The sequence below is a fragment of the Bradyrhizobium sp. SZCCHNRI20481 genome (assembly GCF_032485055.1).
Classification (GTDB): domain Bacteria; phylum Pseudomonadota; class Alphaproteobacteria; order Rhizobiales; family Xanthobacteraceae; genus Bradyrhizobium.
Genome location: NZ_JAUEUE010000013.1, coordinates 17428 through 40828, shown reverse-complemented (window position 1 = coordinate 40828; position 23401 = coordinate 17428). Strand labels below are relative to the sequence as shown.

The 23401-nt window shown below is 65.5% G+C and carries 18 protein-coding genes and 2 pseudogenes; 7 read left to right on the top strand and 13 right to left on the bottom strand.

Going from position 1 to position 23401, the window contains the following annotated elements:
- Positions 1 to 43: 43 nt before the first annotated feature.
- Complete coding sequence (locus tag QX132_RS21475) at positions 44 to 865, top strand: uracil-DNA glycosylase (protein ID WP_315776265.1); 822 nt, start codon at positions 44 to 46, stop codon at positions 863 to 865.
- A 122-nt stretch (positions 866 to 987) separates the two neighbouring features.
- On the opposite strand, the gene QX132_RS21470 is transcribed toward QX132_RS21475, so the two are convergent.
- The 4 genes and pseudogenes from QX132_RS21470 to QX132_RS21455 all read right to left on the bottom strand — a co-directional run bounded on the left by QX132_RS21470 (position 988) and on the right by QX132_RS21455 (position 5284).
- Complete coding sequence (locus QX132_RS21470; RefSeq protein WP_316162809.1) at positions 988 to 2496, bottom strand: glycosyltransferase family 39 protein; 1509 nt, start codon at positions 2494 to 2496, stop codon at positions 988 to 990.
- 209 nt (positions 2497 to 2705) lie between these two features.
- On the bottom strand, positions 2706 to 3551 hold the full coding sequence (locus QX132_RS21465) for a ribonuclease HII (RefSeq protein ID WP_316162808.1): 846 nt from the start codon (positions 3549 to 3551) through the stop codon (positions 2706 to 2708).
- 75 nt (positions 3552 to 3626) lie between these two features.
- Positions 3627 to 4075 (bottom strand): annotated as a pseudogene (locus QX132_RS21460) (VOC family protein).
- Between the two features lie 30 nt (positions 4076 to 4105).
- Complete coding sequence (locus tag QX132_RS21455) at positions 4106 to 5284, bottom strand: PA0069 family radical SAM protein (RefSeq protein WP_315739952.1); 1179 nt, start codon at positions 5282 to 5284, stop codon at positions 4106 to 4108.
- Between the two features lie 190 nt (positions 5285 to 5474).
- Between QX132_RS21455 and QX132_RS21450 the strand changes: the two genes are divergently transcribed.
- From QX132_RS21450 to QX132_RS21435, 4 genes are all read left to right on the top strand, one after another.
- Entirely contained in the window at positions 5475 to 7892 is a 2418-nt protein-coding gene (locus QX132_RS21450) for a phosphoketolase family protein (RefSeq protein WP_316162807.1), read from the top strand.
- A 177-nt stretch (positions 7893 to 8069) separates the two neighbouring features.
- Entirely contained in the window at positions 8070 to 8642 is a 573-nt protein-coding gene (locus QX132_RS21445; protein WP_316162806.1) for a glycosyl transferase, read from the top strand.
- Positions 8643 to 8706: 64 nt separating this feature from the next.
- On the top strand, positions 8707 to 9636 hold the full coding sequence (locus tag QX132_RS21440; RefSeq protein WP_316162805.1) for a helix-turn-helix domain-containing GNAT family N-acetyltransferase: 930 nt from the start codon (positions 8707 to 8709) through the stop codon (positions 9634 to 9636).
- Between the two features lie 136 nt (positions 9637 to 9772).
- Positions 9773 to 10186 carry a hypothetical protein gene (locus QX132_RS21435; protein WP_315757052.1) on the top strand — a complete coding sequence of 138 codons (414 nt, stop codon included), beginning with the start codon at positions 9773 to 9775 and terminating at the stop codon, positions 10184 to 10186.
- 40 nt (positions 10187 to 10226) lie between these two features.
- On the opposite strand, the gene moaB is transcribed toward QX132_RS21435, so the two are convergent.
- Both moaB and QX132_RS21425 read right to left on the bottom strand, forming a co-directional pair.
- Positions 10227 to 10790, bottom strand: coding sequence for a molybdenum cofactor biosynthesis protein B (gene moaB, locus QX132_RS21430; protein ID WP_316162804.1), 564 nt, complete (start codon positions 10788 to 10790; stop codon positions 10227 to 10229).
- A gap of 9 nt (positions 10791 to 10799) precedes the next feature.
- The gene (locus tag QX132_RS21425) at positions 10800 to 11720 is read right to left on the bottom strand and encodes a neutral zinc metallopeptidase (RefSeq protein WP_315739946.1); all 921 of its coding nucleotides are present in this window, start codon (positions 11718 to 11720) and stop codon (positions 10800 to 10802) included.
- A gap of 384 nt (positions 11721 to 12104) precedes the next feature.
- Here QX132_RS21425 and QX132_RS21420 point away from each other — a divergent pair, with 384 nt between their 5' ends.
- Entirely contained in the window at positions 12105 to 13238 is a 1134-nt protein-coding gene (locus tag QX132_RS21420) for a site-specific DNA-methyltransferase (protein ID WP_315717257.1), read from the top strand.
- A 3-nt stretch (positions 13239 to 13241) separates the two neighbouring features.
- Here QX132_RS21420 and QX132_RS21415 read toward each other — a convergent pair whose 3' ends face one another.
- From QX132_RS21415 to QX132_RS21390, 6 genes and pseudogenes are all read right to left on the bottom strand, one after another.
- Positions 13242 to 14258: a hypothetical protein gene (locus QX132_RS21415; RefSeq protein ID WP_315782134.1), complete on the bottom strand. Its 1017-nt coding sequence runs from the start codon at positions 14256 to 14258 to the stop codon at positions 13242 to 13244.
- A gap of 433 nt (positions 14259 to 14691) precedes the next feature.
- A pseudogene (locus QX132_RS21410) lies at positions 14692 to 17222 on the bottom strand (HWE histidine kinase domain-containing protein).
- Positions 17219 to 17812, bottom strand: a complete 594-nt coding sequence (locus QX132_RS21405) for a biliverdin-producing heme oxygenase (RefSeq protein WP_316162803.1) — start codon at positions 17810 to 17812, stop codon at positions 17219 to 17221. Before QX132_RS21405 ends, QX132_RS21410 begins: the two are co-directional and overlap by 4 nt.
- A 162-nt stretch (positions 17813 to 17974) precedes the next feature.
- Positions 17975 to 18595, bottom strand: coding sequence for a glutathione S-transferase family protein (locus tag QX132_RS21400; protein ID WP_316162921.1), 621 nt, complete (start codon positions 18593 to 18595; stop codon positions 17975 to 17977).
- 1179 nt (positions 18596 to 19774) lie between these two features.
- Entirely contained in the window at positions 19775 to 20587 is an 813-nt protein-coding gene (locus QX132_RS21395) for an SDR family oxidoreductase (RefSeq protein ID WP_316162802.1), read from the bottom strand.
- 327 nt (positions 20588 to 20914) lie between these two features.
- Positions 20915 to 21352, bottom strand: coding sequence for an HIT family protein (locus tag QX132_RS21390; protein WP_315738323.1), 438 nt, complete (start codon positions 21350 to 21352; stop codon positions 20915 to 20917).
- Between the two features lie 736 nt (positions 21353 to 22088).
- On the opposite strand from QX132_RS21390, the gene QX132_RS21385 reads away from it, so the two are divergent.
- Positions 22089 to 22832: a helix-turn-helix domain-containing protein gene (locus QX132_RS21385; RefSeq protein ID WP_316162801.1), complete on the top strand. Its 744-nt coding sequence runs from the start codon at positions 22089 to 22091 to the stop codon at positions 22830 to 22832.
- A gap of 137 nt (positions 22833 to 22969) precedes the next feature.
- On the opposite strand, the gene QX132_RS21380 is transcribed toward QX132_RS21385, so the two are convergent.
- Complete coding sequence (locus tag QX132_RS21380) at positions 22970 to 23395, bottom strand: nuclear transport factor 2 family protein (RefSeq protein ID WP_316162800.1); 426 nt, start codon at positions 23393 to 23395, stop codon at positions 22970 to 22972.
- Positions 23396 to 23401: the final 6 nt, after the last annotated feature.

Below are 23401 nucleotides of genomic sequence, written 5' to 3'. Positions count from 1 at the left end.
CCATGCTCCGAGGCAGCGTACACTGCCGCGGCGATCGATCATGATGACCCCCGAGCCCCTCCCCGACGTCCGGCAACTGCTCGCCTTCTATCTGGAGGCCGGGGTCGATTGCGCCTTGGCCGACGAGCCGATCAACCGGCTGGTCGAGCCCGAGGCGGTTTCGTTCCCCGCCGCGGCCCCCGTCGCCCGTCAGGCGCCGACGCAGCCCGGCCGGCCGGCCGCGCCGGCGATCATTCCGCCGCGCGGAGAACCGCCGCCTCCGCCGGAAGCGGCCGTCGCCTCGGCCCGCGAGGCGGCGCGGACGGCGCCGACCCTGGAGGCGCTGCGCGAGCTCCTGGAGACTTTCGACGGCTGCGCGCTGAAGCAGACGGCGTCGCGGCTGGTGTTCGCCGACGGCAATCCGCAGGCGCGCATCATGCTGGTCGGCGAGGCGCCCGGCCGCGACGAGGACATCGAGGGCCTGCCATTCGTCGGCCGCTCCGGCAAGCTGCTCGACCGCATGATCGGCGCGATCGGGCTCGACCGCAGCAAGGTCTACATCGCCAACGTCATTCCCTGGCGCCCGCCCGGCAACCGTACGCCAACGCCGCAGGAGACGCAGATCTGCCTGCCGTTCATTCGCCGCCAGATCGAGCTGGTCGATCCCGATGTGCTGGTGACGCTCGGCAATCCCTCGACCCAGTCGCTGCTCGGTACGACCGAGGGCATCATGCGCGTGCGCGGCAAATGGCGCGACTACGACACCGGCAAGCGGACGATCCGCGCGATCGCGACCTTCCATCCGGCCTATCTGTTGCGCTCGCCGTCCTACAAGCGGCTGTCCTGGCAGGATCTGCGCGCAATCGCGACGGTGATAGCGGTTTGAAGACCCAATTCGCGTCCCTCACTGCGAGCGCAGCGGCGCAGCGAAGCAATCCAGCGTCACGCGCGCAGCCCTGGATTGCTTCGTCGCTTCGCTCCTCGCAATGACGGCTCGCATGGAAAGCGCTAGGGCCCCCTCGGCCGCACGATGGCCCAGCCGATGCGCAGCACCGGCTGGCGGCCGTTGATCAGCCAGTCGAAGCTGCGCGGCACCTCCGGCACCAGCCCGGGAAAGCGCTGGGCGATGTCAGGCGGTGGGGTGCCGACCGTGTCGGAGGCGCGCCACACCACGACGCCGCCGCTCTCGGCGAATTTCGCCGGCGTGACCCAGGGCGTCCGCTGCGGGGTGGCATCGAGGAACAGATGCGCGCGGCGGCGACCGAGCGCGACCAGGCTGGCGAGTTGCGGATCGCCGGCGACCGCCTGCAGCCGCTGGTTGGTACGGCGCTCAAAACTCTCGACGAAGAAGCGGGCGATGTCGCGGGCCGGCATCGACGTCGCGACCTCGCCCTCGCCGATCACGGGCTGAATCACGGCGCTGCCGGCAACGAAAACCGCGGGCGCAGCGACCGCAGCCGCCCACACCGTGCGCAGCAGCCGCTGACGGCGCAGATAGATCAGATCGCCGGACGCGACCACCAGCGCGAGGCCGACCATCGTCAAGGTGACGGCGACGCCGCCGAACACCGTGGGCAGACCGAACAGGCCGGAGATCAGGCTGCCCGCCAGGGTCGGTGCGATCGCGAAGCAATAGACGAAGTCGCGGGCGAGCGGCGGGACCGAACGGCGGTAGATGATCGGGGCGTCGGTCTCGCTGCGGCTGATCCAGCTGGCGTCGAGCAGCAACAGCAGCACCATGGCCGAGATCGCCAGCAGCGCCCCGCTAGCCAAGGCGAGCCAATGCCAGGCGCGCACCGAGAGCTCGGCGAGAACGGGCAGCGCCGGCAGTCCGACGCTGTCGGCGCGCAGTACGAAGATGAGGTAGGGCAGCGCCAGCGCCAGCACCACCAGCAGCGCGAACAGCGGATCGAACGAGCGCAGCACCCGGCGGCCCTGCGCGGTGGAGACCACGAAGCCGGCGATCAGCAGCAGTAGGCCCGCCGCGGCCGAGGTGGTCAGCAGCAGCAGGCCGGCCTCGATCGACCAGGCAAACCAGGCGTTGCGCCGGCCCTCGCCGAGAATCCGCCAGCTATGGAGCAGCAGCAGCGCCCAGAGCGGACGCGCCAGCACCTCCGGACCGAATTCCAGCGTGGGTGCACCGAACGCGGTGATGGTCATGGTCAGCAGCACGGCGAGCACCGCCTGCTGGCCGCCGACGATCGCCCCCGCCAGGAGATACATCACCCACAGACCCAGGGCCGAGCACAGCACGGCCAGCACGTAGACGCCGAACAGGTGGTTGCCGGCGAGGCGATAGGCGATGTCCGACAGCCAGAACGACAGTGGCGGGCCGAGATCGGTGCCGACCTGGTACTCGCGTCCGAACGCGATGGTGGTGGCAAGCTGGCCGGGTGGACTGCGATAGAACAGCATGGCCACGCCGAGCCACATCAGGGCCTGGCACAGCACCACGATGACGACGACCAGCCGCGGCCTTGCGCGGATCAGTTCGACAACCAGTGACGTGAAACGCATGAACGGCTGGATCGCTTGGCTGAATCGCTGAGGACGTCGAGGAGGCCGGCAGGACCGTCGCTCATCCGCAGCAGCCTCGCTGTCCGACGCCCGCAATCGATACCGCACGATCGGGGCGCACAACACCGCCCCTGCTGCGAGGGGTGACACTTCGTGCTGGCTGGCTGACCAAAACTATTAAGACCGCGGCGCCCGCGAGGCAACCTGCATCAGACCTCGAGCGAGATTTCGGTGGATGTCACCACGGTCACCTCCGCGAACAGATCCGGCTCCGGCACATCGGTCCACGGCTGATGCTTGCGCCGGGCGGCGACGACAGGCGCGAACAGGCTGCGATGATGCACCGAGGGGCCGAGCCGGTCCAACGCGGCGAGATGCTCCGGCACAGCATAGCCCTTGTGCTGCTCGAAGCCGTAACCCGGGCAATCCTGCGCCAGCGCGCACATCAGCCGGTCGCGCGTGACCTTGGCGACGATCGAGGCGGCCGCAATCGACATCACCAGACCATCGCCGCCAATCACCGCCTCGCAGCCGCAATCGACGTCGATGCGGTCGCGGCCGTCGACGAAGACGTGCTTCGGCGCCTCGGGCAGCGCCCTCACGGCGCGCGACAGCGCCCAGAGCGAGGCACGCAGGATGTTGTCGCGATCGATTCGCGCCGGCGATGCGACGGCCACCGCAAACGCCGACGTCTTGCAGATCTTGTCGAACAGCGCCTCGCGCTGCTCCGCGCTCAGGCGCTTGGAATCATCGAGACCCCTGGGGATGCGCGCAGGATCGAGAATCACAGCCGCAGCGACCACCGGACCGGCCAGCGGCCCCCGTCCCGCCTCGTCGCAGCCCGCGACCGGCCAGACGCCCTGCTTCAACAGCGCGCGCTCACGCCGGAAGCTCGGCGGCGCCACCGCGATGCCGCCCTTGCCGCCCGACTTGCCGGCAGCACCCGGGGCAGCAGGCTTGATCGCGGCCTTTGCAGGGGCGCTCTTCGCCACGGCACGGCTCGCTGCTTTCGCCCTGCCCGGCTTCTTTGACTGATCGCGAATCATGGCCGCCATGGTGCGAAACGGCTGGCGGCGGCGCAACCCGAACGGGCCTCAATTCCCCGCTATTCGCCCCCTGCCGGCGACCGACTACGCCGGCAGATGCACTCGATCATCCTCGCCGACATCAATCCCCGGCGCGACCACCACTTCCCAGACATGACCGTCCGGATCGGAGAATAGCCGCTATAACTGCCATAGTCGGTCCGTTGCGCCGGTTTCAGCAGCATCGCACCTTTCTCCACCGCCGACGCAAGCGCCGCATCGACCTCAGCCTCCGAGCGGCAGTTCCATGCCAGCGTCACGCCTCGGAACGCCTGTGGACGCGGTGCGTCTGGCACGCCCGCGTCATCGGCGAGCGCGCCCCACGGGTACATCGCCAGCACCGTCCCGCCGGTCTCGAAGAATGCCACGGCCTCGCCGGTCGCGCGGAATTTTCGGACGAAGCCGAGCAATGTATAGAAGGCGATGCTCCGCCGCATCTCGGACACACCGAGTGTGATGACGGTGAACCGCGGAACGCTCGCTTGTGCGCCCATCACTTACTCTCCACCTACTCTCCGCACGCTTCAGAACAGGCTGAGCTGCTGGCCGCCGCCCTTCGGCCGGACGAAATGATCGGTCGTCAGCTTGGTCCGACGCTTGTTCAGCCCGAGCTTCTCGCAGGCGATCTCGAAGCGGCGGCCGATCATCCAGGCCATCGGGCCTGTCCCCTTCATTCGCGTGCCCCATTGCGAGTCGTAATCGCGGCCGCCGCGCATGTCGCGGATCAGGGTGAAGACGTGGCGGTAGCGGTCGGGATAATGCTCGAGCAGCCATTCCCGGAACAGGTCGCGCACCTCCAGCGGCAGCCGCAGCAGCACATAGGCCGCTTCCTTGACGCCGGCATGGGCGGCGGCATCGAGAATGCGCTCGATCTCGCTGTCGTTGAGCGCCGGGATCACCGGCGCCACCATCACCGTGGTCGGAATGCCGGCCTTGGACAGCGCCTGCAGCGCCTCCAGCCGCTTCGACGGCGTCGAGGCCCGCGGCTCCATCGTGCGCGCCAGCTTCGGATCCAACGTGGTCACGGAGATCGCAACCTTCGCCAGGTTCTTCTTGGCCATCCGCGCCAGGATGTCGGCATCACGCATCACCAGCGCCGACTTCGTGACGATCCCGACGGGATGGCCAACCTTTTCCAGCACCTCGAGGATGCCGCGCATGATCTTCCGCTCGCGCTCGATCGGCTGATAGGGATCGGTGTTGGTGCCGATCGCGATCATCCGCGGCTCGTAGCCGCTGGCCGCCAGCTCCTTCTCCAGAAGCGCGGGCGCATCCGGCTTCACGAACAGCTTGGATTCGAAGTCGAGACCAGGCGACAGCCCGAGAAACGCATGGGTCGGCCGCGCGAAGCAGTAGACACAGCCGTGCTCGCAGCCCCGATACGGATTGATCGAGCGATCGAAACCAATGTCCGGCGAGTCGTTGCGGGTGATGACCTTGCGCGAGGTGTCGGTCGCGACCGTCGTCTTGAACGGCGGCAGCTCCTCGAGGCTCTGCCAGCCATCATCGAAGACAACGCGGGCCTCCGCCTCGTAGCGACCGCTCGCGTTGGATTGGGCACCCCGGCCGCGGCGCCGGCCCCGTTCGATGGCGACCGCAAGTTCGGGAAAGTCCTTCCCAGGACCTGACGAAGGCGCGCCCGCCGGCTCGGAGGGCACCGGGACCGGCGGGCGCTTGAGGGCATGTGAAGATGCTCGGCTCATGGCCAAGACATAGCACGCAAACAGAACATTACAAGAACAAAATAGAACGAAGGCGCACACATGCTCTGCGCGGGCGCAAGGCCCGCCATCACATTCCTGTTCTATCCTGCAAGTGCGCTGGAACAGGACGGTGCGGCGTTACTCTCATAAAGTATCCCGCAGGCGCGAAGCGGAAGGCAAGCGAGGTCCCATGCAGATCACTTCTCCCCAACAGACCACCCCGGCCGACGATCTCGACCTGCTCGATCGCTACTGGCGCGCGGCGAATTATCTCTCGGTGGGGCAGATCTATCTGCTGGACAATCCGCTGCTGCGCGAGCCGCTGAAACCGGAGCACATCAAGCCGCGCCTGCTCGGCCACTGGGGGACGACGCCCGGCCTGAACTTCATCTATGCCCATCTCAACCGCGCCATCGAGGCGCAGGATCTCAGCGTCATCTACATCTGCGGCCCCGGCCATGGCGGTCCGGGCATGGTCGCCAACACCTATCTCGAAGGCACCTACAGCGAGATCTATCCGGAGATCACGCGCGATGCCGATGGCCTGCGCAAGCTGTTCCGGCAGTTCTCCTTCCCCGGCGGCATCCCGAGCCATGCCGCGCCTGAGACGCCGGGCTCGATCCATGAAGGCGGTGAACTCGGCTACGCGCTGGTCCACGCCTATGGTGCGGCGTTCGACAATCCCGATTTGATCGTGGCCTGCGTGGTCGGCGACGGCGAGGCCGAGACCGGCCCGCTCGCCGCGTCCTGGCATTCGAACAAGTTCCTGAACCCGGTCCATGACGGGGCGGTGCTGCCGATCCTGCATCTCAACGGCTACAAGATCGCCAATCCCACCGTGCTCGGCCGCATGGGCGATGCCGAGATCAAATGCCTGTTTGAAGGTTACGGATACGAGCCGCTGTTCGTCGAAGGCGCGGAGCCGAAGGCGATGCATCGGCAGATGGCGGACGCGCTCGATGTTGCGCTCGCGAGCATCCGCTCCATCCAGCAGAATGCGCGTCAGCCGGATGCAACGATCCAACGGCCGCGCTGGCCGATGATCGTGTTGCGCAGCCCGAAGGGCTGGACCGGGCCGAAGGAGGTCGACGGCCTCAAGGTCGAAGGCTTCTGGCGCGCCCATCAGGTGCCGATTGCCAACCCCCGCAGCAAGCCGGAGCATCTCGCGCTGCTCGAAGCCTGGCTGAAGAGCTACGAGCCGGAGACGCTGTTCGACGCCCATGGCCGCCTCAGGCCGGAATTGCAGGCGCTGGCGCCGAAAGGGCAGCGACGCCTGGGCGCCAATCCGCATGCCAATGGCGGTCTGCTCAAGCGCGAGCTCAAGCTGCCGGACTATCAAGCTTTCGCGATCGAGGTGTCCTCACCAGGCCAGACCATCGCTGAAGCGACGCGCGAGCTCGGCAAGTTCCTGCGCGACGTGATCACGCTGAATGCGAAGACCCGAAACTTCCGCATCATGGGTCCCGACGAAACGGCGTCGAACCGGCTCGATGCGGTGTTCGAGGTCACCGAGCGCGTGTGGATGGAGGGCATCGAGCCCTATGACGTCCATCTGGCGCATGACGGCCGCGTCATGGAGGTGCTGAGCGAGCATCTCTGCCAGGGCTGGCTCGAAGGCTATCTGCTCACCGGCCGCCATGGCCTGTTCTCCTGCTACGAGGCCTTCATCCACATCATCGATTCCATGTTCAACCAGCATGCCAAATGGCTGAAGGTGTCACGCGAGCTGCCGTGGCGGCGCCCGATCGCGTCGCTGAACTATCTCCTGACCTCGCATGTCTGGCGGCAAGACCATAACGGCTTCAGCCATCAGGACCCCGGCTTCGTCGACCTCGTCGCCAACAAGAAGGCGGATATCGTCCGCATCTACTTCCCGCCGGACGCCAATACGCTGCTGTGGATCGCCGACCACTGCCTGCGCACCTACGACCGCATCAACGTCATCGTTGCCGGCAAGCAGCCCGCGCCACAATGGCTGTCGATGCAGGAGGCGGCGACGCATTGCGACGCCGGCATCGGCATCTGGTCTTGGGCCGGCACCGAGCCCGCCGATGAGGAGCCCGACGTGGTAATGGCCTGCGCCGGAGACGTCCCGACCCTGGAGACGCTCGCGGCCGTCGACCTGCTGCGCAAGGAATTGCCCGACCTGAAGATCCGCGTCGTCAACGTCGTCGATCTTATGACCCTGCAGCCGAAACAGGACCATCCGCACGGCCTGAGCGACCGCGACTTCGACAGCCTGTTCACCACCAACAAGCCGGTGATCTTCGCCTATCACGGCTATCCGTATCTGATCCATCGCCTCACCTACAGCCGCACCAACCATGCCGGCATGCATGTGCGCGGCTTCATCGAGGAAGGCACCACGACGACGCCGTTCGACATGGTCGTGCTCAACGAGCTCGACCGTTTCCACCTCGCCATCGAGGCGATCGAACGCGTGCCGGGCCTCAGCGTGTCGGCGGCCCACGTGAAGCAGAAATTTCGCGATGCGCTGATCGAGCATACCCGCTACATCCGGGCGCATGGCGAGGACATGCCGACGATCCGCGACTGGGTCTGGCCGAACAGCGCCGGCGGCACCACGCCGACACAGGCGGGCGACTGAACCAGCCAAGCGCGAGCTCTAGCAACGCAGCACCTTGAAATAGCAATCGTTCGGGCGTTGCCCGGACGGGCGCGGCCGGCTACGTGCTGCAAAATTCCGCAGCGCAGCGGGCTGATTTGGCTATGACAAGATGATAACAATCTCAGCGGAGGCGCTACAAATAACGATGTCCGGTTCATGCTGAGCGTGATCATCCCGACCGCAGGGGTCGAGCAGACCGCCGTGGCCACCCTGTCCGCACTGGTGCCAGGCGCTGCGGCCGGTGTCGTCACCGAGGTGCTGCTGGTCGACCGCTCACCCGATTCCAGCGTGATCGAGCGCGTCGCCGACGTTGCCGGCTGCCACTTCATGAAGTTCGAGGGCAGCCATGCCGCAGCGCTGGCGGCCGGCGCCGCGAACGCGCGGGCGCCGTGGCTGATGTTTCTTCCTGCAGGCGCGATGCTCGATCCCGGCTGGATCGACGAGACCATGCAGTTCGTCCAGAGCGTCGCCGCCGCCGGCCAGCCGCGCGCTGGCGTCTTCCGTTATGCCCGGTCTCCCTATGTTGCAATCAGCATGCGCGACCGGCTGCGAGCGGTTGCGCGGGTCCTGGTCGGGCCGCTCGGCGATCAGGGTCTCTTGATCGCCAGGGATCACTACCGGCAACTCGGCGGGTACAAGCCCGACCACAAGCGCGCCGAGACGCGGCTGTTGCGTCAGCTCGGACGTTCCTCACGGACGATGCTGCGCAGCCGGATCGTGATGGTGTAGCGGCCCGACAATACTTGCCAAAGTCAATCAATTGATTGACAATGGCAAATATTGGAGGTGCCCCATGAATTCCGCCCCAGCCGACGGCCAGGTCGCCGCCATCCGCGCGTTCAACCGCTTCTACACCAAGAAGCTCGGCGCGCTCGACCAGCATCTGCTCGACAGTCCGTTTTCGCTGGCCGAAGCGCGTGTGCTCTATGAGCTGGCGCAGTACGACGCCATCTCGGCCAAGGAGATCGGTCTCTCGCTCGGCCTCGATGCCGGCTATCTCAGCCGCATCGTCCAGAGCTTCGACGAGCAGGGCCTGATCACCCGCACGCCATTGCCGACCGATCGCAGGCAGCAGCAGCTCGGGCTCACCGCCAAGGGACGACAGGCCTATGCCAGGCTCGACCGCAGCTCGCAGAAGGAGATCGCGGCCATGCTGGCGTCGCTGGCGCCATCCGTGCGCGACCGGCTGGTCGGTGCAATGACGACGATCGAGACCGCCCTGGAGCCGCAGCAGCCGGGCCGCTCCCCGGTGCTGCTGCGCAGCCATCGCCCGGGCGACATCGGCTGGGTGGTTTCACGGCACGGCGCCGTCTACGCCGAGGAATATGGCTGGGACGTCTCGTTCGAGGCGTTGGTCGCCGAGATCGGCGCGCAGTTCATCAGGAGCTACGACCCGGCGCGCGAGCACTGCTGGATCGCCGAGCTTGCGGGTGAGCCGGTCGGCTCGATCTTCCTGGTCAAGGGCAGCGACGAGGCCGCCAAGCTGCGGCTGCTGCTGGTCGAGAAGAAGGCCCGCGGTCTCGGCGTCGGCCGGGCCCTGACCGAACAATGCATCCGCTTCGCCCGCGAGAAGAACTACAGGACGATCGAGCTGTGGACGCAAAGCATTCTCACCGCCGCGCGCGACATCTATGCCCGCGCCGGGTTTCGCAAGATCGCCGAGGAGCCGCACGCCATGTTCGGCGTCCCGCTGACGGGCGAGACATGGCGGCTCGAGCTGTAGCCCGCACCGCCCGGGTTGCAGCAACCGCCGGTAGGCCGAGATCACCCCCACAACACGTTGCGCATGCCGATTGCGAAGTTCCCGCGCGTCGGTAGTATCCCGCCAAACGGGGCGGGTATCAGCAGTGATGGAATCGATGGTGCGATCGAAGCTTGCGGCGCTTGCCGCGCTGGCAGGCTTGTTGGGGGTCGCGGCTGGGACGGCGGCTCACGCCGCGCCCAAAGGACGCGCAACGGTCGCGATTACGCGCACGGCCGATTTCCTCTATCTGGCGGCGCCCGCGGCGATCGAGATCAACGGCGCCAAGGTGGCAAGCCTCGGCCGCGGCGAGAGCTACAGCGGCCCGATTGCGCCGGGCGCCACGACAATCACCGTATCGACATGGTCCTCGCCGGGCTCGTCGAACATTCGTTTCACCGCCGTGCCCGGCAAGACCTATCGAATGGTCGTGGGACCGCGCGGACAGAATTTCGCCGCCAGCATGATGGGCGGCCTCATTGGCGCGGCGATCGAAGGCGGCGGCGCTTTCGAGATCGTACCAACGAAGTGAGGCGTGCGATGGACGCGCGGCGCGTCGTCGTGCCGGGGCCCTACGCCGTCGCGCCCTGCGCCTTGGACCGGCGCAGATGCTCGTCGAGCCGCGGCATGATCTCGACGAAGTTGCAGGGCCGCGTGCGGTAGTCGAGCTGGGCGGCGAGGATGCCGTCCCAGCCGTCACGGCAGGCCCCCGGTGATCCCGGCAGGCAGAAGATGTAGGTCGCGCCGGCGACGCCGGCCGTGGCCCGGCTCTGGATCGTCGACGTGCCGATCTTGGCGTGGCTCAGCATGTGGAAAGCAATCGAGAAGCCGTCCATGCGCTTCTCGAACAGCGGCTCGATCGCTTCCGGCGTGACGTCGCGGCCGGTGAAGCCGGTGCCGCCGGTGGTGATGACGACGTCGACGCCGGGATCGGCAATCCACGACTTCACGACCGCGCGAATCTTCTCGACGTCGTCGGTGACGATCTCGCGCGCCGCGAGCCTATGGCCGGCAGCGGTCAGGCGGTCACTCAGGGTGGTGCCGGACTTGTCGTCGGCAAGCGAACGCGTGTCGGACACCGTCAGCACGGCGATGTTGAGGGGAATGAAGCTCTTGCTCTCGTCGATCGCCATCATCGCGTCTCCCTACAGCGAACTGGCGCTGAACGTATTGCAGGCCTGCACCGTGCCCTGCTGGTAGCCGATCATGAACCAGCGCTTGCGCTGCGCGGCGGAGCCATGGGTGAACGAATCCGGCACCACGCGTCCGGTCGCCTTCCGCTGCAAAGTGTCGTCGCCGATCGCCGAGGCCGTCGTCAACGCGGCGTCGATGTCGCCCTCCTCGAGGAAGCCCGGGCGCTTCTTGGCCTCGCGATTGACCCAGACCCCGGACAGGCAGTCGGCCTGCAGCTCGACTTTGACCTGCAGCGCGTTGGCTTCGGCCTTGTTGTCCGACTGCTGCTGCATCCGCGTCACGCGCGGCAGGATGCCGAGCAGGTTCTGGATGTGGTGCCCGGCCTCGTGCGCAATGATGTAGGCCGCGGTGAACTTGCAGGCGCTGCCCGAGCAGCCCCGGAAGCGCGTCTCGACCTCGCGGAAGAAGTTGGTGTCGAGGAAGATCTGCCGGTCCGGCGGACAGTAGAACGGTCCCATCGCAGACTGCGCCATGCCGCAGCGGCCGCCGTTGGTGCTGTTGCGAAACAGCACGATCTTGGGCCCGGTATAATTCTGGCCGCTGGCCTGGAAGATCTCGCTCCAGCGGTCGTCGATCTCGCCGAGCACGCCGGAGATCATGTCGCCCATCTCGTCCTTGGGTGCGCCCGTCCGGCCCGGCGAGCGCCGGTCCGCCTGCTGGGTCGGCGCGCCGCCATGGCTCAGCATCTCGGCGCCGCCGATCAGGATGCGCGGATCGATGCCGAAGGCATAGCCGATCAGGCCGAGCACGATGATGGTGCCGATGCCCAGCCCGCCGCCGCCGATCGGCAGACCCATACCACCGCCCATCCCGCCGCCTTCGTCGCGACGGTCGTCGATGTCGTCGCTGCGACGGAAATCATCGTAACGCATGGGCGGCCTTTCCTCACGATTCTTGCGCGGCTCTGCGCGAAATGCCTAACGCGGCAAACAGGTAAAATTTCCACTGTGTTAATCAATAACCCGGCCGGCAAATTTTGCCTAGCGCCGCCAAAAAAACCGGCCCGCGCCGAACCTCGATCGGCTGCGCTCGCGCGCGACCGGCGCGAAAAACCCATCGCAATCGGCGTCTTGCGCAGAGACCATCGTGCATCGACGAACGGAATTCGTCGCTGGTGCGCGTGATGAAAGCGTGCGCATCGATGCGAATAATTTTCCGGGTTAAGTCCATTTTTACTTTGCCGGGTCAATGTGTGGGCAGTCGGTTGTTAGGTCCCGCGTCGCCGACAGCGTCGCCTGAGTCAGAGTTCTTGAGTCATGGTAGAGTCGCGTCGCGGGGCGTCTGCAAGGGCGCCCCGCACTAAATTTCAGACCCTCGAAGAGCAACGAATCATCGTCGGCGACTGCGTCGCCGAGATGTCGAAACTGCCAGGCGCATCGGTCGACCTGGTGTTTGCAGATCCTCCCTACAATCTGCAGCTCAAGGGCGAGCTCAAGCGTCCCGACGAATCGCAGGTCGATGCGGTCGACGACGATTGGGACAAGTTCTCCTCGTTCTCCGCCTATGACGACTTCACGCGCGCCTGGCTGCTCGCCGCGCGCCGCCTGATGAAGCCGAGCGCAACGATCTGGGTGATCGGCTCCTATCACAACATCTTCCGCGTCGGCGCGATCATGCAGGATCTCGGCTTCTGGATCCTCAACGACATCGTCTGGCGCAAGTCCAACCCGATGCCGAACTTCCGCGGCCGCCGCTTCACCAACGCGCACGAGACCATGATCTGGGCCGCGCGGGACGAGAAGGCGAAGGGCTACACGTTCAACTACGAAGTGCTGAAGGCCGCCAACGAGGACGTCCAGGCGCGCTCGGACTGGCTGATTCCGCTGTGCACGGGCGAGGAACGGCTGAAGGACGGCGATGGCAAGAAAATCCATCCGACGCAGAAGCCGGAAGGCCTGCTGGCGCGGGTGCTGCTGTCATCCTCGAAACCCGGCGATCTGGTGATCGATCCGTTCAACGGCACCGGCACGACCGGAGCCGTGGCAAAACGCCTCGGCCGCCGCTACATCGGCTTCGAGCGCGACAAGGTCTATGCGAAGGCGGCAGAGCGGCGCATCGCCGCGGTCGAGCCGCTGCCGGAGGCAACGCTCGCACCGTTCATGACGGCGCGCGAAGCGCCGCGCGTCGCCTTCTCGGAGCTGATCGAGCGCGGCATGATCGCGCCCGGCACCAAGCTCGTCGACTCCAAGCGCCGCCACGGCGCGCTGGTGCGCGCCGATGGGGCCATCATGCTGGGTGACAAGGTCGGTTCGATCCACCGCATCGGCGCGGTGGCGCAAGGTCTGCCGGCCTGTAACGGCTGGACCTTCTGGCACGTCGAGACCAAGGGCGGCCTCAGGCTGATCGACGAGTTGCGCGCCGAGATCCGCTCCGAGATGTCCGCCGCCTGACGCTCACGAATTCCGGCGTTCCTGTCCGGAATAGCGCGCCAGCAGGTCTTCGACCTCGTACTGCTCATCGTAGCGAACGTCGTCGCGCGGCACGACCGAGACCTGCGCTGTCGACTGCGACGATTTACCCCTGCGTCCCGCCAGGGCCGGATAGTAGCTGTCCACCGGCGGCAGGTGCATGCGATCGAGCTCGGGCTCCGCCGGCCAACGCGTGACGCGCCGGGCGGCCACCGGCTCGATGCGAAGCTGCCGCCTGCCCCGGGCGCGCGCAAACAGCACGCTGATCGAGAAGCCCGCAATCGCGACTGCGCCGAGGAACGCAAACATCCGCGTCCTGGACGCATCGTCCCCGGACATGCCGATCGTCACGGCCGGCGACGCATCCGCAGCGGCCAGCGCCGGCGTCGCGGGAGCAGCCGCTTCCGCGGCGCTGGTGTCACTGGCGGCCGCGAGCGTGTAGGAGGACGCGCGGGGCGCGGCGGGCTCCACCGCTGCCGGCCGCGTGCCGGACTGGTCGGGCCAACGCGTCGCAACAGCAGATTCGTTCACGGCCGCACCGACCGGGTCGGGCGCCGCCGGCGCTGACGCGACGGGCGCTGGCGCGGCCGGAAATGCGGCAACCGACGGAAACGCAGACGTCGCCGGCACAGACGGCGCGGCGGTCGGTGTCGAGGACACGACCTTCACCTCATCGGCGGCGTCCTTGGACGACGATTGGATCTCGGCACGTGCATTGGCCGCGGTCGACGAGAGCTGAGCACGTTCCTTCTGCGAGGCGAGCTTGCGCGTGACGAGCGACGCGCCCTTCGCCTCGCGATCGTCGTCGCGCAGATACCAGCACTGCTTCTTCGTCGCGCGATCGATGCGATAGAACCAGTGCTTCCCCGCCGGCGTTCCCGCAGGCTTTGCAAGGCATTCGTCAGCAGCCGATGCCGGTGTAAACTCGATTGTCGCCGCAGCCACTCCCGCCAGCACGGCGACAGCAACGCGCGGCAACAAACTCGTCGTTCGATTCGTCATCACACCTCCGACGATTCAACGCGCCCCCGCCGCGCCGTTTCGGCGATGACTTCGTTCGGAATAAGGCTGCGGAGGTTCCATTTGTCGAAACAATGTTAGAACAGCGGTGTCCTTTGGATGCATTCCAATATTTTTGGGCTGTTTTGTCGCAGCAACAGTGGGAATTCGCGTTGATACGACGACGATACGCGTGCTGTGCCATTCGAGACAACACGCGGATGTGAGAAAACCCAAGACTGAAATCCTGAATGCCAATCACCGCAAGGCGTAGTCCAGAGATTGATGCGCGTGCGCCTCACTTGATCTAAGTCAATGACTCTCGACGGTCCCACGCGTGTACGACGGCGTCGGACAAACTCGCCGCGTCATCGACGTACACTCGCCATGGCCGTTGCGAACATGACGCGCACATCGACCACACGCCGCGCCCCGCTCACTTCATCATCTTCGTCAACGCCTTCTCGACCAGCTCGCGCGTGTACGGCTTCTGAATGATCGGCGCGTCGGACAGCTCGGGCGGAATCGGCGCGCGCTCGCCATAGCCGGTGGCGAACATGAAGGGCACGCCGAGCTCCTTCAGCCGGTGCCCGACCGGCAGGCTGCTCTCCGCGCCGAGGTTGATGTCGAGCAGCGCGAAGCCCGGCACCGCGCGCTCGATCGCCTTCAGCGCCTGACCGACCGAAGCCGCCGTGTCGACTTGCCGCGCACCGAGCTCGAGCAGAATCACTTCGGCGCCCATCGCGATGATCAAATTGTCCTCGACGATCAGCGCGGCGCCTGAGAGACGCGGCGTCGGCTCCTGCTTCTGCTCGGGACGTGGGACCGCGCCGGTCGGCGCCGGAACCAGCTGGACGAAATTGGCGGGAATCATGAAGCGGGCCTGAACGCCGAGCAGATCGAAGCGAATCTCGGCGTCGCCCTTCAGATCGAATGGCACCGACCGCTCGATGATGGTGGTGCCGAAGCCGCGCCGCGTCGGCGGCTGCACCGGAGGTCCGCCGCTCTCCTTCCAGTCGATGACGAGGCTTGCGCCGGGATCCAGTCGCCACGCCACCTGAACCTGCCCGGTGGAGTCAGCGCGCCGTATTTCGCCGAGTTCGTCATCATCTCATGCACGACGAGCGCGAGCGTCCCGAACGCCTTGGGGTCGAGCGCGACGTCCGGCCCTTCCATCCGCACCCGCGCGGCCCGCGAGCCGAGATAGGCGCCCGCCTCCGACTCCAAGAGCGCGCGCAGCGCGACCGGCGCCCAGTTGAGATTGGTGATCTGGTCGTGGGCACGCGCCAGAGCCTGGATGCGGCCGCCGAGCACCGCGGCGAAGTCCTCGACCGAGGTCGAGGTCTCCTTGCTCTGCGCGACCAGGCCGCGCACGAGACTGAGGATGTTGCGAACGCGGTGATTGAGCTCGGCGATCATGAGCTCCTGCCGCTCCTGGGCGCCGCGGCGCTCGCGCGCGGCGAGCTCCGACAGTTGCAGGATCACCTCCAGCAGGGTGATGCGCAGGCTCTCGGCGATGCGCAGGTCCGCCGCTGACCATGGCTTCGACTGGCCGGCCACCGTCTGCTGCCACAGCTCGAAGCTCCTGCGTGGCGTGAGGCGCGGCCCGAGCGGGCCTTCGGCGTAGGTCTTGTTGGGATCGCCCGCCCAGTTGACCGAGCGCAGCACTTCGCGCCGGAAGAAGATCAGACAGTCGCGCGGCGTGCGCGAGATCGGAATGGCGAGGAAGCCGGCGGCGCGATCGCGGAATGCCTCGCCCGCCGCGTACACCTTGGCAATCTCGGCGCTGGCGCAAATGCCGCCGGGGGAGGTCCGGTTGATGAAGCCGATGAGGTCCTGCACCTCCTCTTCGGTCGGTGTCTCGCCGTCGAGCGTGATCTCGTCGTCGGACCACACGGCGATGCCGTCGCACTCGATCATCTGCCGGTAGTCGGCGACGAAGTCGAGGATCGCTCGCTTGCTGTGGGCGTGCAGAGCCGCACGCTCGATCAGACGCTCCTGGATCTGATGCGCGCGCGTCTCATAGGCGACGTCGGTCTCGCGCTCACGCGCCTCGAGCAGCCAGGAGTACATCTGACCGAACAGCTCGGCCGCAGTGCGCTTCTCGAACGACAGGTGATGCGGCGCATAGTGATGACAAGCGAACAGGCCCCAGAGCTTGCCTTCGCGCAGGATCGAGACCGACATCGACGCGCCGACGCCCATGTTGCGGAGATATTCGATATGGACCGGCGAGACCGCGCGCAGCACGCTCATCGACAGGTCGAGCAGGCCGGCATTGTGCGTCGGCGTCGACAGCAGCGGCGCCGGCGCGGCGTCGATGTCGGCGATGATCCGCAGCCAGTTGCGCTGGTAGAGCTGCCGCGCCTGCCTGGGAATGTCCGAGGCCGGATAATGCAGCCCGAGGAACGGCTCCAGGCCGGAGCCCGCGGCCTCGGCGATCACCTCGCCCGAGCCGTCCGGATGAAAGCGATACACCATCACCCGATCGAATCCGGTCAGCAGCCTGAGCTGGCGCGCCGCCTCCTGCGCGAGGTCCATCATCCCCGTCGTCTTGCGGATGCGGCCGAGCATCAGCCGCACCAATTCGCCGGAATTGACGCCGGGCTCGATCAGGCTCGGCTCGGCCTCGACGACGAGATACGCACCGGAAAAATGGATGGCGAGGTCGAACAGCCGGCCCCGGCCCTGAAGATCGACGCCGAACACGCGCTCGACCGCGTCCGGACCGCTGAGATAGTCGACCCGGGCACGGATCGCCGTCACGGCGGCTTCCGAGAGCACGGCGTCGAGCGGCCGCTGCAGCAGCCAACCGATGTCGCCGCCGAGAAAGTCCGGCGCGTTCTCCGAAGCCATGCAGATGGTGAAGTCCGACACCAGCGCCAGCAGGAAGCCAAACGGCTGGACGCTCCCGGGAACATGGATCGGCTCGCGATCGCAATTGGTGAGGTTGACCGGCTCGTTCATGCTGCTGCCATTGCCTTCGCAAACATCGCGAACGCTGCGCGCGCACTCACGATCATCCTGACTTCCTCGTCGGCTGTCGTCCGCTCCTGTGCGAGTTGTGACAGGAAGCTGCGCCACAAGCCCTGCCCCGCGCCATGGCCGAGATAGCGCGTCGCGCGTCTCACCCGCGGATCGGCGGAGGCCGCGACCATGCGCACCAGATAGGCCGCGCCGAGCCGCGATCCTTCCAGCACGTAGAGCGTGCCGAATACGCCCGCACGGTCGAGCGAGGGGGCGGGAAGGTCCATCGGAACCGGCACGGCACCGAAATCCGCGAGATCGCCGGCGATCGCCTGCGATCGTCGGCGCTGCGGCCAGTCCTCGATCAGATCATCCACCCCGGCCTGATCGAGCGCCGCCTCCAACGGCAGCAGCGCGGCCGCGCTGGCCTGCAGGAACCGGCGGTAATGAGCCGTCGTGGTGAGATCGAAATGAACGAGCCCCTCATCCAGCGCGCGGTGCGCCGAGGCCGTTGCCGCCTTCAGTCTTTCGCGGATGCTCTCCGTGCCGGTCGCGCGCAAACGGTCATCTGAAACGGCAGCCGGCAACATCAAGGGGTCCCAGAAAAGGAGATCGGTCGCAGGCGCGCCACGGCTTCCTGCAACGTCGATGGCCGGAGCTGGGTTCCGGCTTCGCGCTGCTATTTTTTCCGCTCTCCCGATGCGCCGTGCTGGCGGGCGGCTGTTCCGACGCCATGGCCTCGAGGATGGCCGTCAGCCCGCCAGCTCGGCCAGCGCCTTCTTGACGGCCGGCCGCCCGGACATGCGGCCAAAATGGTCGGCGACCTTCGGGAAGGCGTTGATGTCGACGCCGTCGCCTTCGAGCCATTGCGCGATCGTGAACAGATAGGGATCGCAGATCGTGTACTGCTCGCCCATCACCCACGGGCCGCGCAGCATCTTCTGCTCGATCAGCGCGAAGCAGGCGCTCATCGTCTCCGGCACCTTCTTCTTCATGTCGGCGAAGGAGGACTCTTCGGTGGCCCAGCGATAGCCCCTCATCTTGTGCGCATGGGCGATGTGGACCGTCGAGCACAGATAGCTGTTGAACGACTGCACCTCGGCAAAGGCGAAGACGTCGTCGAGCGGCGCAAGCCGAGCCTCCGGAAAGCGCTGCGCGACATAGGCGAGCATCGCAGGCGTCTCGGTCAAGACGCCCTGCTCCGTCACCAGCGCCGGAACGCGCCCCTTGGGATTGATCGCGAGATAGTCCGGGCTGTTCTGCTGGTTGGTCTTGAAGCTGAGCTTCTCGGCGACGTAGTCGGCGCCGGTCTCGGCCAGCGCGATATGTGAAGCGAGCGCGCAGGTGCCCGGCGCGACATAGAGCTTGAGCATGGTGATCCCTGACAGATGATGTCCGACCCTATCTGCACCCAACCAGACCGTCCACCCCTGGCCGCCCGCGTGCGCCGTCATGGGCGATCTGCATTCTGCGGGCCGCGTGCTCGACCCGCGCGGATCCGGACACGACCCATGCCGATCGATGACGACGCGACGACAGACATCCCGATGCAGGACATCCCGATGAAGGACATGACCTCACCCTCTCGCGGCGCGCAGCGCCCGAGGTGTTGCCGAGAGGGACCCTCGCAACGAGGAGGGCGCAGGGAATGCCGGGTGCTGGCCGCAACCCATGGCCCGCCTGCAGAAAGATAAGCAGGCGGCAGTCACCACAGGTCCAGCCGGTCATCCGGCATTCCCTGCGCGATGGGCTTTACGTCTTATACGTGATCTCCCTGGTGCGCCGGGCTTTCTGGCCACCATCCCCGCGCGAAGCGAGGCCTCAACGCGAGTTGACATCAGCATCGGGATGCCAGGACCACACGATTTCAACGTCCGCGAAAGGCCCCGCACGCGCGCCACGACGGCAAGCCGCCGCAGCCCTGCACGAGGCCGGTCGACGTCGCTCGTCCTGACGACGCCGTCGCAGCCACCGCATCCCGCCCCGCGTGTCGTGACGACGCGTACGCCCCTCCTGCCGGGACGGAACGGGGCGGATATAGCCATTGATTTGGGGTCGGAGTCAAGACAAATTCCGAAAAACGGAAGACGCGTCCTGGAACGGAGCGACGGATCGGAATGACGTGCAATGTCGGCGCATGCTGCGCCGTCGATGCGATCAGCGCCGACCGGTATGCAGCCGTCTCGTCGGGGCAGCGCGCCACGACAAGTTTCATGCAGCGTCACCGTAATACTCAACGAAATACTGGAATCCGCCGCCCGGCGCGCTACTGCCACCGACAAAGCGTGGGGCGTGACTTCGCTTTAGTTTCGCGGCATGCTGTCGATTAGCTCGCGGGATGGGTGGAGCAACGCGAAACCCATCAATTGGTCTACGAGACAACAATGGTATCGCTTCGCTCCAACCAGTCCACGCGCTGGCGGGTTTGTCCTATCTGGTGACGCAGCGGAAGTCTTTAAGCCTGACCTCATACGCTCGCGGAAGGCGTCACCATATTCATGTTCATCCTCCGACGGATTGCCTCGCGGCCGATCGCCGGTATGACGATGAACTCACACCGGGTGCTTCCGCTCGAGTTTCCCAACAATGCGCTCGCCAAGTCTACGCACAATCGATGGTACGAGCCGCAAGCCGAGGACGGCCAGCCGGGCGCGGCCACCCGGAACGATGAAATACCGGTCGCGCCGGATTCCGCGCAATGTGTCCGCAACCACGATTTCCAAGGGAGTTCTCGGGATGGTCAGCGTATGTCGCCGGTTCTCCGGTGTCCGATAGGAATCAAGCTCCGCCACCATAGGCGTCTCGAACTCCGCTGGGCAGACGAGGTGAACCTTGATACCTTGGCGCAGCAGTTCGTAGTGCAGGCATTCGGTGAAGCCGACCAAGGCGTGTTTCGCAGATCCATAGGCGGTGAAACCGAAGATTCCGGTCAGACCAGCGATCGATGCTATGTTGATCAACCGCCCGCCAGCGGCGCGTAGATGGGGTAAAGCAGCCCTGGTGACATTTACCGGACCAAAGAAATTGGTTTGCATCACGGCCTGGAAGTCATTGTCGGTGAGGGTCTCGAACCGCCCCTCGCGCATCACACCTGCATTGTTGAACAGCATGTCGATCCCTCCACGGCGCCGAGCAACCTCCTCGATAGCCTGAGACGCTGCAATCGGATCGCCAACATCGACGGACTGCACCTCGATATCGGCGCCGGCGTGTCGCCGACGAAGTTCATGAACCGCGAGATCCAGATTATCGGTTCGCCGCGAGAGGAGCGTCAGCCGAGCACCTTGGGGGGTAAGCGCGTTCGCTATCGCAAAGCCTAGGCCCGTCGCCCCCCCGGTGATGACAATGCTACGTGAATGGAACATATGAGAGTCCTAAGCCAGAATCCACTTCGGGAAGCCGGGAGAAAGGACGAGCCCCAGCTTCGCCCAATCGCGCGGTCGAGTGCTGCCCACTGACCGCCGTTGCCTCAGAGACACCTATTTTCATTTTGTCGACCTTGCTGAGCTTCCTAGGTGCAGTTGCTGAGCAGGACTTCGTACAAACTCCGCCAGCGGTTGAAGCCTCCGGTGATACCCCCGCAGGGCGACGGCGCGTTCGCCGCAAGGCATGGCTGCATCGTTTTCGTGCAGTCACATCGGAGCTTTTCCGATTGCTATTTGAGCGGCAGCAGACCGCATGCCGGGCTGCGGTCAATCAAGCGCAGTGGCGATGCGGTCGGCGAGGGCGAGCAGGGTTTCTGGTTTACCCATCGGCGCCTGCCCGTGGCCCTTCATCGGAACGTCCGCCCAGCGAGGTATGATATGGAAATGCAGGTGGAAGACGGTCTGACCGCTGGCCGCGCCGTTCAACTGAACGATCAGGAAACCCTCGGGTGCCAGCGCCTTGACCACTGCCCGGGCGGTGCGTCGGGTGGCTGCGACCAGCCGAACGAGCACGTCCGGCTCCACGTCCAGCAGGGTGCGGGAGGTCGAGGTCTTCGAGATCACCAGTACGTGCCCTTCGGACTGGGGAAAGGCGTCCATGAACGCGAGGACGTGATCGTCCTCCCAGACCTTGGCGGCGGGGACTTCGCCGCGAAGGATTCGGCCAAAGATGTTGTCGGGGTCGTAGGGGGCGGCGAGGGTCATCTGGTGCTCCGGAGTATGGGCGAGGCTAGAAACCGCGGTGCGGTGGGGCGTTTTGGGTGACGGCGCAGTGCTTCCCTAGTTTTGGCGGCCCGGGCTCCATCGGCCGAGGACGTGCGGTCCCCGGCACGGCGGCTCAATCGCTGAGGGGTCTCGTGTGCCGGGCGCGGCGCCCGTGACATGGACTGTCGTCTCTTAGTCCGGCTGAGGCTGACCGGGCGCCTGTTGCAAGTGGGCTATATCGCGTAGCCCGCTTGAACTCCTCGTGTGACAGGCCTTCAGATTCGGCTGTTCGGGTGATCGTTGAAAGCTACCAGCCATCGCGAGGAAGGTGATCGCGTGCTGACGGCGATCACGCTGACGCCCGGTGGCCAGCTCAGCCGCGCGAATTCTGCAAGAACCAAGCGGACAAGTGAATACATTGGCGCTGCGATGGCAGGGGTCGGCGTAAACAGACGCCCGCACTTCGGGCGACGCAACCATGCGGCGGCATTTCCAGATGCCGCCCACCGGAAGAAGCCGCCACAACTCAATATTCGCAATCAAGAAAGCGTTCGACATTATTTCCCCAAACAAATCTTTCCGCTATGGACGCCGGGTACAAGAGCTTGCGCGCCAAGGTCGCTGGATGCCGTCGGCGTGACCTTCTCGAAGCATAGACGTGTGGAGGAATGGCCGCTTGCCAGAATCGGCTACCAATTTCGACGAGAGAGCTTTGTTGTGCCTCTGGCCTCAACGAATGATGTTCATCGGGCGTCTGGGTACGCTGCCGCTGCACCGGCATCCAATATCGGTCTGCCTGCTGGCGCTTCAGGCCCCTCTGCGGATCGGCACCACAATGGCCGGGGAGAGCCTGGCCTGCCATACCGCCATCGTCCCCGCAGGCTTGGCGCATACCCTTGATCTAAGCGGGGCGCCGGTCGCCGTGATATACAACGACCCTGACGATCCTTACTATCGGCGCCTCTCGCCCCGTCAGAGATGTGGCCTTAGCTCACTGGACCCTGACATCGAAAGTTCGCTTATCGTCGCTGTGCGGAATCTCTACGCGCTGCATCAGACAGGTGATAAGCTACGCTTCGACGATTTCGATTTCGCTGCTGAACAGGCATTGGGAATCGAACCGCGCCCACCACGGTTCGATGCGCGGGTTGAACGTGTCGTAGCTATCATAAGGGCTGACATCGCCCGCAATCACTCGATCCAGGAACTGGCCCGGCGAGTCGACCTTTCCCCTGGTCGCCTGCAGCATCTGTTCGTCCAAGAGATTGGGGTGCCACTTAGGACGTTTAGGATTTGGATTCGTTTCCGGCACGCTGTGGAGCGCGTGGGAAATGGCGATTCTATCACGTCGGCGGCGCTCGATGCAGGCTTTTCGAGCTCCAGCCATTTCAGCCACGCCTTCAAGGCAACCTTTGGCGCTACTGCCGCCAGCGTGCTCAAGGACGCTCCGTCTAGGGTCCGGATTCAGTTGATCGAATAACTACGATGGCCGCGATGGGCGCCGGAAACTGACGGTTCTTCCCTCTTGCTGCCACAGGTCATCCTCGAAATGCCTGTCGCAGAAATTATCTGTGTCTCACTTGAGGGGTGCAGTCCAGAGATGTCACCGTAATTGTCTCATGACGTCGTCGGCGGCGGACCGAGTGCGGTCTCGATCAGCAGCGTGTCGCAATATTCGATCCATTCCAGGATACGGCCGTTCTCCAGGCGAAGGACGTTGCAATAGCTGTTGTTGTAGATCTTGCCGTCGCTCGTCGTATTGCGGCCACGCGCCTCGACCACGACGCGGTCATCCTCGGCCGTCAGCCGGATCGGGATGGTGGTGATGCGGCCGAGCCGCGCCCGCAGCGGCGCGAACAACTCGGCGAGAACGGTCGCCTTGCCGTCATAGCTGCGCGACCAGGATCCGCTGCCCATGATGACGAAGCGGAAATCATCCGCGAGACGATCGAGTAGCGGCTGCGGATTGCTCTTCGCCAGCTCGTCGAACACATGCTGCACGATCCGCTTGTTGTCATGACCCGTGGCTTCTGCGGCGCTCATCGGCAA

Excerpts from the sequence above, each read along its gene's own strand:
- QX132_RS21400 (WP_316162921.1), bottom strand. The coding sequence starts at position 18,595 with ATGCTCAAGCTCTATGTCGCGCCGGGCACCTGCGCGCTCGCTTCACAT.
- QX132_RS21435 (WP_315757052.1), top strand. The coding sequence starts at position 9,773 with ATGGTGCGATCGAAGCTTGCGGCGCTTGCCGCGCTGGCAGGCTTGTTG.
- QX132_RS21385 (WP_316162801.1), top strand. The coding sequence starts at position 22,089 with ATGATGTTCATCGGGCGTCTGGGTACGCTGCCGCTGCACCGGCATCCA.
- QX132_RS21415 (WP_315782134.1), bottom strand. The coding sequence starts at position 14,258 with ATGACGAATCGAACGACGAGTTTGTTGCCGCGCGTTGCTGTCGCCGTG.
- QX132_RS21390 (WP_315738323.1), bottom strand. The coding sequence starts at position 21,352 with ATGACCCTCGCCGCCCCCTACGACCCCGACAACATCTTTGGCCGAATC.
- QX132_RS21455 (WP_315739952.1), bottom strand. The coding sequence starts at position 5,284 with ATGAGCCGAGCATCTTCACATGCCCTCAAGCGCCCGCCGGTCCCGGTG.
- moaB (WP_316162804.1), bottom strand. The coding sequence starts at position 10,790 with ATGATGGCGATCGACGAGAGCAAGAGCTTCATTCCCCTCAACATCGCC.
- QX132_RS21445 (WP_316162806.1), top strand. The coding sequence starts at position 8,070 with ATGCTGAGCGTGATCATCCCGACCGCAGGGGTCGAGCAGACCGCCGTG.
- QX132_RS21395 (WP_316162802.1), bottom strand. The coding sequence starts at position 20,587 with ATGTTCCATTCACGTAGCATTGTCATCACCGGGGGGGCGACGGGCCTA.
- QX132_RS21425 (WP_315739946.1), bottom strand. The coding sequence starts at position 11,720 with ATGCGTTACGATGATTTCCGTCGCAGCGACGACATCGACGACCGTCGC.
- QX132_RS21405 (WP_316162803.1), bottom strand. The coding sequence starts at position 17,812 with ATGTTGCCGGCTGCCGTTTCAGATGACCGTTTGCGCGCGACCGGCACG.
- QX132_RS21450 (WP_316162807.1), top strand. The coding sequence starts at position 5,475 with ATGCAGATCACTTCTCCCCAACAGACCACCCCGGCCGACGATCTCGAC.
- QX132_RS21420 (WP_315717257.1), top strand. The coding sequence starts at position 12,105 with ATGGTAGAGTCGCGTCGCGGGGCGTCTGCAAGGGCGCCCCGCACTAAA.
- QX132_RS21380 (WP_316162800.1), bottom strand. The coding sequence starts at position 23,395 with ATGAGCGCCGCAGAAGCCACGGGTCATGACAACAAGCGGATCGTGCAG.
- QX132_RS21465 (WP_316162808.1), bottom strand. The coding sequence starts at position 3,551 with ATGGCGGCCATGATTCGCGATCAGTCAAAGAAGCCGGGCAGGGCGAAA.
- QX132_RS21440 (WP_316162805.1), top strand. The coding sequence starts at position 8,707 with ATGAATTCCGCCCCAGCCGACGGCCAGGTCGCCGCCATCCGCGCGTTC.
- QX132_RS21470 (WP_316162809.1), bottom strand. The coding sequence starts at position 2,496 with ATGCGTTTCACGTCACTGGTTGTCGAACTGATCCGCGCAAGGCCGCGG.
- QX132_RS21475 (WP_315776265.1), top strand. The coding sequence starts at position 44 with ATGACCCCCGAGCCCCTCCCCGACGTCCGGCAACTGCTCGCCTTCTAT.